Consider the following 13,505-nt stretch of genomic DNA (forward strand, 5'->3'; position numbering starts at 1 on the left):
CGTGCAGCGCGTCAAATGGCGGCCAGACGCTTGCGTCTGTCGCCACCGCGCACCGGCCGGCGCGTGCTGAGCGCGAGGCCAATGGCGGAGCCACGTGGTGTGTTCGTCGCGCGCTGCGGGTCGGACCGGACACGCCCGTGCGGAGGCGAAGCTGGCTTGCGCCTGGAGGCGGCTAGAGGCGTCTGGCGGCGTGGCAGGCAGGTGCGCGCCTGATCTTGCGCCAGGTGCAGGCGATTATTGCGTCGCGCATGCGGGCGCTTTCCCGCGCCGCGGATACGCTGCAGCGCGCAGCGTCATCCAGTCTTGCCGCGCAGGCCGCATGCGGCTTGCCTGCAGGCAACGCGACAGCCAGCGCCGGGCACCGAGCCCACGCGCTGGCCACACTCAGGCGGCGGCCGGTTCCTTGACCTGCGCCTTGACGCCCAGCAGCTGCACGATGCTGCCGGCCGCGTCGCGGCCTTCGGCCACGGCGGTGACCACCAGGTCGGCGCCGCGCACGCAGTCGCCACCGGCGAACAGGCGCGGGTTGCTGGTCTGGTAGGGCAGGCGGCCGTTGTCGTCGGCCGGTGCGACGATGCGGCCGTTGCTGCCGGCTTCCACGCCCTGCGATGCCAACCAGTCGGGTAGGGTCGGCGAGAAGCCGAACGCGATGATCACCACGTCCGCTTCCAGCAACGATTCGCTGCCTTCCACCGGCACCGCATTGCGACGCCCGCTGGCATCGGGGTCGCCGAGCCTGGTCTCCACCACGGTGACGCCGATCGCCTCGTCGTCGGCGCCGGATTCGATCGACAGCGGCTGACGGTTGAACAGGAAACGCACGCCTTCCTCGCGCGCGTTGGCGACCTCGCGTGCCGAGCCCGGCATGCTGGCCTCGTCGCGGCGGTACGCGCAGGTGACCTTGGCCGCGCCCAGGCGGATCGCGCTGCGCACGCAGTCCATGCCGGTGTCGCCGCCGCCCAGCACCACCACCCGCTTGCCGTTGAGATCGGGCAGCGCCATCTGGTCTTCCCAGCCGGCGATCGGCCGGCCGTGCGGGTCGTTGCCGCTGACGATGCGGCTGTTCTGCACCAGGAACGGCAACGCCGGTAGCACATTCTTCAGGTCCTGCCCGGGCAGCCCGCCATCGGTGTAGCGGTAGGCGCCGGTGCCCAGGAACACCGCGTCGTACTCGCCCAGCAACTGCTCGATGCTGATGTCGCGGCCCACTTCCACGCCCAGGCGGAACTGCACGCCCATGCCTTCGAGAATCTCGCGGCGCTTGCCGATCACCGACTTGTCCAGCTTGAAACTGGGAATGCCGAACTGCAGCAGCCCGCCGATCTGCTCGTAGCGGTCGTAGACCACCGCCTCGATCCCGGCACGCACCAAGCGGTCCGCGCAGGACAGGCCGGCCGGGCCGGCGCCGATCACCGCCACCCGCCAGCCGCTCGGCTGCACATTGCCCAGGTCCGGGCGCCAGCCCATCTTGAACGCGGTATCGACGATGTATTTTTCCACCGCGCCGATGGTGACCGCGCCGAATTCCTCCAGCGTGCAGCTGCCTTCGCACAGGCGATCCTGCGGACACACCCGCCCGCACACTTCCGGCAGCGGATTGGTGGAATGGCACAGCGCGGCGGCTTCTTCGATGCGGTTTTCCTGCACCAGCTGCAGCCACTGCGGAATCGCGTTGTGCACCGGGCATTTCCAGCTGCAATACGGATTGCCGCAGTCCAGGCAACGGCCGGACTGGTACTGCGCGTCGGCCTTGTCGAACTTGCCGTACAGCTCGCCCCAGTCACCGGAGGTACGCAGCTCCACCGGAATGCGCGTGGGCATGGTCCGGGGCAGGTCGAGGAATTGGAAGGCTTGCTTGCGGCTCATAAAAGAAATCCGTGGCTGATTCCCTTCTCCCGCGTGCGGGAGAAGGTGCCCCGAAGGGGCGGATGAGGGTTGCGGGCCACCGGCCCTCACCCCCGACCCCTCTCCCGCGAGCGGGAGAGGGGAGCACGACTAGGCGGCGCGCCGCAGCGACTCAGTCAGCGACTCGATGCTGGCGGCCTTGGGTTTGACCAGCCAGAACTTGCCGATGTAGTCGCGGAACTCGTCCAGGATCTGCTGCGCCCAGATGCTGCCGGTCAGCTCGCGGTGGCGGCTGATCAGGGTGTGCAGGTGCTGGCGATGGTTCTCGAAGCCCTCGGCGGAGACGCGGTGGATGTCGATCAGCTCGTGGTTGTAGCGGTCCACGAAGTCGCGTTCGATATCCAGCACATACGCCAGCCCGCCGGTGAAGCCGGCGCCGAAGTTCAGGCCCACCTTGCCCAGCACCAGCACCACGCCGTCGGTCATGTATTCGCAGCAGTGGTCGCCTGCGCCTTCCACCACCGCCAGCGCACCGGAGTTGCGCACCGCAAAGCGCTCGCCGGCGCGGCCGGCCGCGAACAGCTCGCCGCCGGTGGCGCCGTACAGGCAGGTGTTGCCCACGATCGGCGTGCTGCGCGCCTCGAAGCGCGCACCGCGCGGCGGACGCACCACCAGCCGGCCGCCGGCCATGCCCTTGCCGACATAGTCGTTGGCTTCGCCTTCCAGCTCCAGCTGCAGGCCACCGGCGTTGAATGCGCCAAAGCTCTGCCCGGCGGTGCCGCGGAAGCGCAGGTTCAACGGCGCATCGCTCATGCCGTGGTTGCCGTGCACGCGCGCAATGGCGCCGGACAGGCGCGCGCCGATCGAGCGGTCGGTGTTGTGGATCAGGAAGCGGTGGTCGCCGCCGGTCTTGTTGGCGATCGCATCGGCCAGCAGGCCGTCCATCTGCGTGGCCAGGCTGTCGGGCGATTCGTACAGGCGCTGGGCGGCGCAATGGCTGCCGTCGTAGCGCGCATGGGTGAGCAGGCGCGACAGATCGACCTTGACCCCGGCACGCGGCGAGACCTCCAGCTGTTCGAGCAGGTCGGTGCGGCCGACGATGTCGTCCAGCGACCGCACGCCCAGGTAGGACAGCCACTGGCGCACTTCCTCGGCCAGCAGGCGGAAGAAATGCTCCACGCGCTCGGGCAGGCCGGTGAAGTAGTTCGCGCGCAGGCGCTCGTCCTGGGTGGCCACGCCGGTGGCGCAGTTGTTGAGGTGGCAGATGCGCAGGTACTTGCAGCCCAGCACGATCATCGGCGCGGTGCCGAAGCCGAAGCTGTCGGCGCCCAGCAGCGCGGCCTTGACCACGTCCAGGCCGGTCTTCAGGCCGCCGTCGGTCTGCAGGATGGTGCGCTCGCGCAGGTCGTTGGCCACCAGCGCCTGGTGCGACTCGGCCACGCCCAGTTCCCACGGCACGCCGGCATAGCGGATCGAGCTGACCGGGCTGGCGCCGGTGCCGCCGTCATGGCCGGACACGGTGATCAGGTCGGCGCCGGCCTTGACCACACCGGCGGCAATCGTGCCGACGCCGGCATGCGCCACCAGCTTCACCGACACCAGCGCGGTCGGGTTGACCTGCTTGAGGTCGTAGATCAGCTGGGCCAGGTCCTCGATCGAGTAGATGTCGTGGTGCGGCGGCGGGCTGATCAGTCCGATGCCGGGCTTGGCGTAGCGCAGCCGCGCGATCAGTTCGTTGACCTTGTGGCCGGGCAGCTGGCCGCCTTCGCCGGGCTTGGCACCCTGGGCGACCTTGATCTGCAGCACTTCGGCGTTGACCAGGTATTCCGGGGTCACGCCGAAACGGCCCGAGGCCACCTGCTTGATCTTGGAGCGCTTCTCGGTGCCGTAGCGGGCCGGGTCTTCGCCGCCTTCGCCGGAATTGCTGCGCCCGCCCAGGCGGTTCATCGCAATGGCCAGTGCTTCGTGCGCCTCGGGCGACAGCGCGCCCAGGCTGATCGCGGCGGTGTCGAAGCGGCGCAGCACATCGGCCGCGGGGGCGACCTCGTCCAGCGGGGTCGGGGTCGCGGCACGCTTGAGCTGCACCAGATCACGCAGCGTGGAGGCCGGGCGCGCATGCACCGCGTCGACGTACTTCTGCCAGTCGCCGGCATCGCCGGTGCGGGTGGCGCGCTGCAGCGTCATGACCACGTCCGGGTTGTACATGTGGTACTCGCCGCCGTGCACGTACTTGAGCAGGCCGCCCACTTCCGGCTTGAGCTGGTCGTTCCAGGCGCGTGCGGTGAGCTCGCGCGCCTCGGTGTCCAGCCGCGCCAGGCCCACGCCACCGATGCGGGCGGGCGTTTCGGCAAAGCACAGCTCCACCACGTCCGGGTCCAGCCCGACGATCTCGAACAACTGCGCGCCGCGGTAGCTGGCGATGGTGCAGATGCCCATCTTGGAGATGATCTTGGACAGGCCCTTGTAGATGCCCTTGCGGTAGCGGCGGCCGATCTGCGACTGCTCGCCGCCCTTGCTCAGCTGCAGGATGCCGCGCCGGCCCAGGTCGAACAGCGTCTGGTAGGCCAGGTACGGGTACACCGCGGTGGCGCCGAAGCCGAGCAGGCAGGCCATGTGGTGCGCATCGCGCGCGGTGCCGGTCTCGATGATCAGGTTGACGTCGCAACGCAGGCCCACCTTGCACAGGTGGTGATGCACCGCGCCGGTGGCCAGCAGCGCATGCGCCATCGGCCGGTCCGGCACCGGGTAGCGGTCCGACAGCAACAGCATGACGGCGCCGTCGCGCGCGGCCGCTTCCACTTCCTGGCAGATGCGTTCCAGGCCGGCCTTGAGGCCTTCCTCCACGCTGTAGGACAGGTCGATCAGGCGGTTGCGCTCGACGTACTGCTCCATCTTCAGCAGCTGGCGCAGCTTGCGCTGGCTGAGTACCGGCGAGTTGAGGATGACGTGGTTCACCGTCTCCGCGCCGGCATGGAAGATGTTGGTTTCCTTGCCGAGCTGGGTGGTGAGCGACATCGCGATGCCTTCGCGCAGCGGGTCGATCGGCGGGTTGGTGACCTGCGCGAAGGCCTGGCGGAAGTAGTCGTACAGCGGCCGGGTCTGGCGGCTGAGCACCGCCATCGGGGTGTCGTCGCCCATCGAGCCGGTGGCTTCCTGCTCGGTCTCGGCCAGCGGGCGCAGGATCTGCTCCACTTCCTCGGTACTGAGCTGGAATAGCTTGTGGTAGCTGCGCAGGGTCTGCTCGCTGAAGGGTTCTTCCACCAGCGAGGGGTCGATCAGTTCGGTCTGCAGATAGGTCACGCCCTGCTGCAGCCATTGCTTGTACGGCGCACGCGCACGGTTGATGCGGTCGATGGCGTCCGAATCGAGCAGATCGCCGCGCTTGAGGTCGATCGCCATCATCTCGCCCGGGCCCAGCTTGCCCTTGCGGGTGATGCGCTCGGCCGGCAGTTCCCACACGCCGGCCTCGGAGGCCACCAGGAAATGGCGGTCGGAGGTCAGCATCCAGCGCGCCGGGCGCAGCCCGTTGCGGTCGAGCATGCAGGCGGCATAGCGGCCGTCGCAGGCGACGATGCCGGCCGGGCCATCCCACGGCTCGGTGTTGAGGCCGTAGAACTCATAGAACGCGGCCAGGTCGGCGTCCTTGAACTCCAGCGACTGGGTCGCCGGCGGCACCAGGATGCGCAGCGCCTGCAGCAGGTCCATGCCACCGGCGATCAGCAGCTCCAGCATGTTGTCCAGGCTCTGCGAATCGGAGCCGTGCATGGAGATCACCGGGTCGAACTGCGCGATATCGAAGCGCGGGGTCTGCCACACCTTGCTGCGCGCCTGCGCCCAGCGGCGATTGCCTTCGATGGTGTTGATCTCGCCGTTGTGGGCGAGCAGCCGGAACGGATGCGCCAGCGGCCAGCGCGGCAGCGTATTGGTGGAAAAGCGCTGGTGGAACACGATTGCGCTGGAGGACAGGTCGCTGCGCTGCAGGTCCGGGTAGAACGTGCTCAGCTTGTCCGGCAGCACCATGCCCTTGTAGCTGATGCCGTTGGGCGACAGGGTGGTGACATAGAAGTCCGCCACCTCGCGCAGCACCTGCTCGGCGCGGCGGCGCGCCAGAAACAGCGCCAGGGTGAAGCCGTCCTCGCTCTGCTCGGCACCGGCATCGACAAAGACCTGCTCGATGCGTGGCAAGGTGTCGCGCGCCAGCTGGCCGCACACGCTGTCGTCGGTGGGTACCACGCGCCAGCCGCGGAACTGCACGCCGGCGGCGTGCAGCTGGGTTTCCAGTTCGGCACGGCAGCGCGCCGCATCGCCCTCGTCCAGCGGCAGGAACACCACGCCGGCCGCGTAGCGCGTGCCCACGGTGATGCCGGCGTCGCGCGCCAGCCCGCGCAGGAACGCATCGGGTTTGCGGATCAGCAGACCGCAGCCATCGCCGGTGAGCCCGTCGGCCGCCACGCCGCCGCGGTGGGTCATGCGCGAGAGTGCCGCAATCGCGGTGTCCACCAGCGAGCGGGATGGTTGGTCGTCCAACTGGGCGACCATGCCAAAACCACAGGCGTCGCGCTCATCGCGCGCGCTGTTGTAGAGACCGTAGTCGTTGAGCCCTTGGCGAGTGCGGGGGGCCATGTCTGCCTCTTTGCGATCTGGGAGAGCGGCGACGACGTTGCAGCGCTCGATCCGTGGAGCGTTTCGAAGAGGTCACCGGATAATCGACTAGACCACAGTTGATGCGGTGCCGCAATACACCGTTACAGCTGCAACGAGGGCGGCCGCGAGGCCTTGTGCCAGCTGGCTCGGCGCCTGTTCGCCAACAGGCGCCAGGTGGCGCTCAGCCGCAACGCACCGAGGCAATCACGTTCTTGGCATCCACTTCCAGGTTGAGCCGCTCGCCGTTGAACTCCATCGTGGTCATCTGGCCCGGTTTGAGCACGCGCACCGATTTGGCGCCGGCATCGGTGCGGGCCTGTTCGCTCACCGCGTCGGTCAGCGCCTGGCCCACCAGCGACTGCACCTGGGTGGCATCGCAGCTGCCGATCGGCGGCGCCTCGGGCGCGGCGGCCGGCGCCGGCGCGGCGGCTTGTTCGGCGGCTTGCTGCGCCTTGGCGGAGACGGCTTCCTGCTCGTCCGGTTGCGGCGAGCCGCAGGCACTCAATGCCGCCAGCACGACCAAGGTACAAGCCAGGCGGGCGGTAGGCAGGACAGCGCGCATCGATAACTCCAGCACAGTGAGGGAAAGCCCAAGCATAAGCAGAAAACCCGCCCGCGGGCATCGCTTGCCCACATGGCGTTGTCGCAGCGTTGACGCGGCCTAGTCCCGCCCGGCCCAACAATCGGCGCCTGTCCTTCGATCCGTGCGCAATGAAAGCCAAACGTGTTCTTCGCAATGCCGCAGCCACCGCCAGTGCGGCCGGCAAGCTGGCCTCCGTTGCCGCCGGCGCGGTGGCCGCCACGGCCGCGGTGGCGAGCGTGGCCGCGGTCGCGCAGGCCAAGGCCACCGCGCGCGCGGCTGGGCTCACCTACGTCAACGATCAGCAGCCTGGCATCAGCCGCCGCAAGGCCGGCAAGAGCTTCAGTTACCGCAGTGCAGACGGGCAACGCGTGGCCGATGCGGAGACCTTGCAGCGCATCCGCGCCCTGGCCATTCCGCCGGCATATACCGAGGTGTGGATCTGCGCCAAGCCCAACGGCCATCTGCAGGCCACCGGGCGCGATGCGCGCCGGCGCAAGCAGTACCGCTACCACGCCGATTGGGCGCAGGTGCGTGGCGAAGGCAAGTTCGAACGGGTGATCGCCTTCGGCCAGGCGTTGCCCAAGCTACGCCGCCGGCTGCGCCGCGATCTGGTCCTGCCGGGCTTTCCGCGCGAGAAGGTGCTGGCGATCGTGGTGGCGTTGCTGGCCGACACCCTGGTGCGCGTGGGCAACGCCGAATATGCGCGCAGCAATCGTTCCTACGGGCTGACCACGTTGCGCAACCGGCATATGGAATTCCTGCGCGGCGGACGTGCGCGGCTGAAGTTCCGCGGCAAGAGCGGCCAGGATCACGATATCGAGGTGGACGACAAGCAACTGGTCAAACTGATCCGCGAATGCCAGCAATTGCCCGGGCAATCGCTGTTCCAGTACCGCGATGACGACGGCCAGCTGCAGCCGGTGGATTCGGGCGAGGTCAACGACTACCTGCGCGAAGCGATGGGCGAGGATTTCACCGCCAAGGATTTCCGCACCTGGGGCGGCACGCTGGCCGCGCTGCAACGGCTGGCACGCCTGCCACTGCCCGAGCGCATGAGCGAACGCGCGCTGACCCAGGTGCAGAACGATGTCATCCGCGAAGTGGCCAACGCGCTGGGCAACACGCCCTCGGTATGCCGCAAGGCCTACATCGACCCATGCGTGTTCGAAGGCTGGCGTGCCGGCCACCTGCAGGCCATGGCCACCGGCGTGCGCGGCGAGCGCCAGTGGGAAGCGGCCACGCTGCGCTTTCTGACCGACTCGCGCAGCAAGCCAGGCAAGACCAGCAGCAAACCGCGCAAGGCGGCCGGGGCGCGCCCGCGCCGTGCAGCATCGGCCTGAGGCTATCGCCGACAGGCGCGATGCTGGATGCGGTAGGTCGTCGCGGGCGGCACGTTACGGTAGGTGCGCCCGATCCTGACGGCCTCCAGATCCAGCGCGTCGAGTATCTGTGCCGGAACCGAGCACTTGAATCCGTAGGTAAACAGGTACAGCCGGCCGCCGGGCTTCAACTGCAGGAAGGCGCCACGCAGGATCGCGGCCACCTGATGCGCCGGCATGTTCAACAAGCCAAGGCCGCAGACCACGGCATCGACGCAGGCTCCATCGATGCGGGGTACCGATTCGAGATCGGCAACATCCATCTGCAGCAAGCGTGCGTGTGGAAAGCGCTGCCTGAGCAACGCGGAGAAGGTGGCGTTGTATTCGAGCAGGATGAGGTTCTTTTCCCGCACGCCCTTGTCGATCATTGCCTGAGTGAACACGCCGGTGCCCGGCCCGAGTTCGAGAACGCGGCCGGTCTGTTCCGACAACTCGGATGTGATGACGGAGGCGAGTGCGCGTCCGGAGGGGAGTATCGCGGCAACGGAGCAGGGTGCGGTGAGCCATTCGCGAAAAAACGACGTCATATACGAACGAGCCATCTATCCTCACAACATTGAAAGAGTTCGTTCAAACCGTAGCTGCGCACATCGATGCAAATGCGCGATCGTGCGAAAAACAAGGCTAAAGCAAGACGCTGTCCGCCGTCTGTCCTGACTGCGAATCGGCCACGAGAGTTCAGGTTCTTATCAGCATTGGCGCCATGGCAAGGCCACGTGGGCACTGCACTGATGACGTCATCAAAGAGCAGGTGTCTGAGCGATCGTCGCTGCAGGCGATGGCCTGGTGCAGTGCGCCGCGCTTGCACAAACGCCTGCATTGCACAGGTGGGCGACAGCCAAACTGCGCGGTGGGCACAGCGCGTCAATCGTGCAGACGCTGCGCACCGACAGCAACGATGGCGCATCGTTGCGTGTGCACGCCGGACAACTGGCAGGTCATGCTCGGGTGTGCAGGCCCGCGCGCATCCAGGCGATTTGCACGCACTGTCCAATTGACGCGTGCCATCGCACGATGGTCTGGCGTCGTCATCCGGCGTGCGGTGTTGGCAATGAACAGCAGGCCGGGCGAGATCAGCCGCCACGGCCGGCAGCGCGATCGCGCTGCGCGCCGATCCCTGGGGAGCGGCCATGGCGCCGACCAAGGCAGATGCCTGCATCCGGCCGCCGCATCGAACATGTCGCTGATCCACTGAAGCGTGATCAGCACGGTGGTGACGATTGGCTGCATGCTGCCGCCTGCCGCACCGGCGGCTGGGACCAACGCCAGTTCCGTCAGCCCATGGGATAGCGCTTAGCGGTGTGGTTGGCCGGTTCGCCAGCGTGGGGTCTGGGCGTGGTCCGGCAGTTGCAGGCAACGTGGTGCCTGCGCGCTACGCGTGGCCGCCCGAGGTGGGGCGGCCACGCTGCCGGGGGCCAGTCTCAGCCGCAGTAGATCGCGGTGATGTTGTTGTTCGGGCCGGTCTCGACGGTGAGGTGATCGCCGCCGCTCTCGCTGGCGCCCTGGGCCGGGTCGGCCAGGCCGCTGGCAGTGGTACCGCCGGTGGCGCGTTCGCCGCGGCGCACGCTGACCTGCAGGCTGTCGCTGTCCACGCGCGCCCGTTCGATGGTCTGCGCTGCAGCGGCCAGGCCGACCGCGCCGCGCACCTTGTCGATATGGCACTGGCCGGAGATGGCCCCGTCGATGGGCTGCACCTGCGCAACCTGGTTGGAGGCACAGGCCGAGAGCAACAACACGGCAGCGAGCGGGGCAAGGGTGCGGATCATCGGGGGTCTCCAGCGGAAGAATGTGGCAAGCGTGAAGAACCCGTTGTTGGCGTGGCATGAAGACTGCCGCAGGCGCGGTGCCGGACGCACCATGCCTGCCGCTGCCCGGGGCGCCGCGCCGGGCCGTTCTTGCGTGACCCGCAGTGCCCGCCTGCGATTACTGCGATTTATGGACGACTCCACTCCACATCTTCCGTCTAGTCCATCAATCGACGGGTCTTTACTGTGTGCCTCACGGGGCTGCGCGCCCCACCACCGCCGCAAGGAGATCTGGCATGCACGCACAACTGGCGACCGCCGACCCCGCTCAGCCGCAGCACACGCCCAGCGTGCTGGGCGCGCCGCGCCCGGTGGTGTTCCGCACCCGCGGCAGCAGCCGCGGCCCGATCACCCGGCTGATGAGCCCGGGCGACCTGGGCCAGCTGGTCAAGCCGTTCGTGTTCCTGGACCTGTTCACCGTCGAGCCGTCGATCGGCGGTGCGCCGATGGGGATGCACCCGCATTCGGGCATTGCCACGCTCACCTACCTGATGAGTGGCCAGCTGGGCTACGAAGATTCCACCGGCGAACAGGGCGTCCTGCCGACCGGCGGGGTGGAGTGGATGCGTGCCGGCAACGGCGTCTGGCACGACGGCGGGCTGGCCGGCCAGGCCACGGTCAAGGGCTTCCAGCTGTGGGTCGCCTTGCCCGCCAGCGAAGAAAATGCCCCGGCGCAAAGCCTGTATCTGTCGCCCGACGATGTGCCGGTGGCCGGCCCGGTGCGGGTGCTGCTGGGTCGCTACGGCGCGCTGGAAAGCAGGATCCCGGCGCCGGCCGACATGACCTACCTGGGCGTGCAGCTGCGCGGCGGCGAGACCTGGCGCTATGTGCCGCCGGCCGGTCACACGGTGGCCTGGATCGCGGTGCACGGCGGCCAGCTGGAGGCGGCCGAGACCATCGGCAGCGGCCAGATGGCGGTGTTCAAGGATGCCGAGCAGGCCATCGAGGTGGCGGCGGTGGGGGCGACCTCCTTCGTGCTGGGCTCGGCGGTCAAGCATCCGCACGCGCTGGTGATGGGCCACTACTCGGTGCACACCAGCGAGGCCACGCTGGCGCAGGGGGAGGCGGAAATCCGCCGCATCGGCGAGCAGTTGCGCGCGCGCGGCCGCCTGGCCTGAGCCCGACGCCAGCGGCCGGCCATGCATGCCGTGTGGCCGGCGCACAGCGCGCCGGTTGCCAGCCACACCAACGCACTGCCGACGCTTCCCAGGGCGGTAGACCTCCCAACCGGCGCGCCTTCGGCAGCTCATCTCAATCACCACCTCCACCACGTCGATGCGTGTGCGCCTGCGCCACGCGTCGCCGGACCCCTCACCTCCCACACGTTTCCAAAGGTACCGACATGAAACTGCTCCATCTCGATTCCAGCATCCTCGGCGCTTACTCGGCCAGCCGTCAGCTCTCGGCGGCCACCGTCGCAAAGTTGCAGTCCGGCAACAGCGATATCGCGGTGACCTACCGCGATCTGGCCGCCGAGCCGCTGGCGCATCTGTCCGGCGCGCATCTGGCGGCCCAGCAGAATCCCACCGGCGACCAGAGCCCGGCACTGGCCGCTGAACTTGCCACCAGTGCGGCGGTGCTGCAGGAGTTCCTGGATGCCGACACCGTGGTGATCGGCGTGGCGCTGTACAACTTCACCATTCCGACCCAGCTCAAGGCCTGGATCGATCGGGTGCTGGTGGCCGGCAAGACCTTCCGCTACAACGCGCAGGGCGTGCCCGAAGGGCTGGCCGGCAACAAGCGCGTGATCCTGCTGGTGGCGCGTGGCGGCTTCTATGGCGCCGGCTCGCCGATGGCATCGCTGGAGCATGCAGAGAGCTACATGCGCACCGCGTTGGGCTTTGTCGGCGTGCACGCCCCCGAGGTCATCGTGGCCGAAGGCCTGGCCACTGGCGCAGACGCCCGCCAGGCGGGGATTGCCAGCGCCCAGCAGCAGATCGCTGGGCTTGCTGCCTGAGTGATGTGGCGGGCGATGCGTGCCGGGGGGCATCGCCCGCGCTGGCGATCATGTCATCCGTTTGCACGGTGCCGATCTTTCACACGTGCCGACACTGCATCGAGCGGAGAGCGTGCCGCTGGATGGACCACATTTCGCGCGCATGCTCGGTGCGAAGACTGGATCGAATCAAGGCGTTGAAACCGCTGCACTCCGCATCGCCACGCTCACCGCACGCCCGGCATGGCGACGCTGTTCGCCAAGCCAGTCACCTCTTTGCATTCAGCCGCATTCAATCGCGTCGTCACGGCCTGGATAAACGCCGACACCGCGCGCGGCAGATGGTGCCGGCTTGGATACAGCGCGTACAGGCTCTGGCCCTTGCGTTGAAAATCCGGCAACACCACGGTCAGGCGACCTTCGTGGATATCGGGCCAGGTGAGCGCCTGCGGCAACAACGCGATGCCGAGCCCGGCCACCGCCGCAAGCCGCAACGCGCGGGCGGTGGTGGCAGCCATGCGCGCCTGCACCTGGACGTCTTCGGCAAGCCCGGACGGGCCGACCAGGGTCCAGGTGGCGTACCCGCTCGGATGCGGGAAACTGAGGCAGTCGTGCCGCGGCAATTCATCCAGCCGCAGCGGCCTGCCGCGTGCCTGCAGGTAGCCGGGGCTGGCCACCAGCACATCGTTGGTGTCGGCCAGGATCTGGCGGCCGACATAGCCCAGGTCCGTCACCACACCGCCCCGGAAGGCCACATCGATGCGCTCGGCGATCAGGTCGGCCTTGGCGTCGCTGAGCACGAACTCCAGGCGCACGCGCGGATGCGCGGCGAGAAATTCGCCCACCCATTCAACGCGAAAGAAATCCAGGAAATCCGCCGGCGCCGCCACCCGCACCAGGCCGGCCGCTTCCTCGCCACCTGCCACCAGGCTCTGCCCGGCAGAGGTCAGCCCGTCCACCGCGTCGGCGCAACGTTCGTAGAAGGCCTGCCCGGCATCGGTCAGGGTGAGCTTGCGGGTGGAGCGTTGCATCAGGCGCGTGTCCAGCTGCGCTTCCAGCTGCTGCACGCGCCGGCTGACGCTGTTGGGCGCGGTGCCCAGGCGGCGCGCGGCCTCGGCAAAACTGCCGCTGCGCACCACCTGCACGTACAGCGCAATGTCATTGAGATCGATCACCAGCGGCCTTGGCAGGTGTAAACGCGGAGTCTAAGCGTGCTGGCTGCGCGCAGTCGATCATGACGGCATCGAGTGCTGTATGCGGCAGCTGTGGCTGCAGGGCCCTTGCCCGCCCACCATCGCAGGACACGCCGTAAG

9 protein-coding genes are annotated in these 13,505 nt (G+C 68.2%); 3 read left to right on the forward strand and 6 right to left on the reverse strand.

The features are described 5' to 3' along the window. Positions 1-384: 384 nt before the first annotated feature. The 3 genes from CPBF1521_RS00160 to CPBF1521_RS00170 all read right to left on the reverse strand — a co-directional run bounded on the left by CPBF1521_RS00160 (position 385) and on the right by CPBF1521_RS00170 (position 7,051). Positions 385-1,866: an FAD-dependent oxidoreductase gene (locus CPBF1521_RS00160; RefSeq protein ID WP_115675515.1), complete on the reverse strand. Its 1,482-nt coding sequence runs from the start codon at positions 1,864-1,866 to the stop codon at positions 385-387. 129 nt (positions 1,867-1,995) lie between these two features. Further along, the gene (gltB, locus tag CPBF1521_RS00165; protein WP_115675516.1) at positions 1,996-6,468 is read right to left on the reverse strand and encodes a glutamate synthase large subunit; all 4,473 of its coding nucleotides are present in this window, start codon (positions 6,466-6,468) and stop codon (positions 1,996-1,998) included. A gap of 202 nt (positions 6,469-6,670) precedes the next feature. Further along, positions 6,671-7,051: an I78 family peptidase inhibitor gene (locus tag CPBF1521_RS00170; protein WP_104586236.1), complete on the reverse strand. Its 381-nt coding sequence runs from the start codon at positions 7,049-7,051 to the stop codon at positions 6,671-6,673. Positions 7,052-7,110: 59 nt separating this feature from the next. Between CPBF1521_RS00170 and CPBF1521_RS00175 the strand changes: the two genes are divergently transcribed. Further along, a complete protein-coding gene (locus CPBF1521_RS00175) occupies positions 7,111-8,412 on the forward strand; it encodes a DNA topoisomerase IB (protein WP_235858406.1) in 1,302 nt (433 codons plus the stop codon). Positions 8,413-8,414: 2 nt separating this feature from the next. Here CPBF1521_RS00175 and CPBF1521_RS00180 read toward each other — a convergent pair whose 3' ends face one another. Together CPBF1521_RS00180 and CPBF1521_RS00185 are read right to left on the reverse strand one after the other, a co-directional pair. Further along, positions 8,415-8,978: a class I SAM-dependent methyltransferase gene (locus CPBF1521_RS00180; RefSeq protein WP_232099144.1), complete on the reverse strand. Its 564-nt coding sequence runs from the start codon at positions 8,976-8,978 to the stop codon at positions 8,415-8,417. A gap of 894 nt (positions 8,979-9,872) precedes the next feature. Next, complete coding sequence (locus tag CPBF1521_RS00185; RefSeq protein ID WP_016901594.1) at positions 9,873-10,217, reverse strand: hypothetical protein; 345 nt, start codon at positions 10,215-10,217, stop codon at positions 9,873-9,875. Positions 10,218-10,492: 275 nt separating this feature from the next. Here CPBF1521_RS00185 and CPBF1521_RS00190 point away from each other — a divergent pair, with 275 nt between their 5' ends. Together CPBF1521_RS00190 and CPBF1521_RS00195 are read left to right on the forward strand one after the other, a co-directional pair. Further along, a complete protein-coding gene (locus CPBF1521_RS00190; RefSeq protein WP_115675519.1) occupies positions 10,493-11,374 on the forward strand; it encodes a pirin family protein in 882 nt (293 codons plus the stop codon). A gap of 224 nt (positions 11,375-11,598) precedes the next feature. Further along, the gene (locus CPBF1521_RS00195) at positions 11,599-12,213 is read left to right on the forward strand and encodes an FMN-dependent NADH-azoreductase (RefSeq protein WP_115675520.1); all 615 of its coding nucleotides are present in this window, start codon (positions 11,599-11,601) and stop codon (positions 12,211-12,213) included. A gap of 206 nt (positions 12,214-12,419) precedes the next feature. Here CPBF1521_RS00195 and CPBF1521_RS00200 read toward each other — a convergent pair whose 3' ends face one another. Beyond that, positions 12,420-13,367 (reverse strand): LysR family transcriptional regulator, encoded by a 948-nt coding sequence (locus tag CPBF1521_RS00200; protein ID WP_104650095.1) that lies wholly within the window; start codon positions 13,365-13,367, stop codon positions 12,420-12,422. Positions 13,368-13,505: the final 138 nt, after the last annotated feature.

Origin of the sequence: Xanthomonas euroxanthea (genome assembly GCF_900476395.1) — a bacterium.
Lineage (GTDB): Bacteria > Pseudomonadota > Gammaproteobacteria > Xanthomonadales > Xanthomonadaceae > Xanthomonas > Xanthomonas euroxanthea.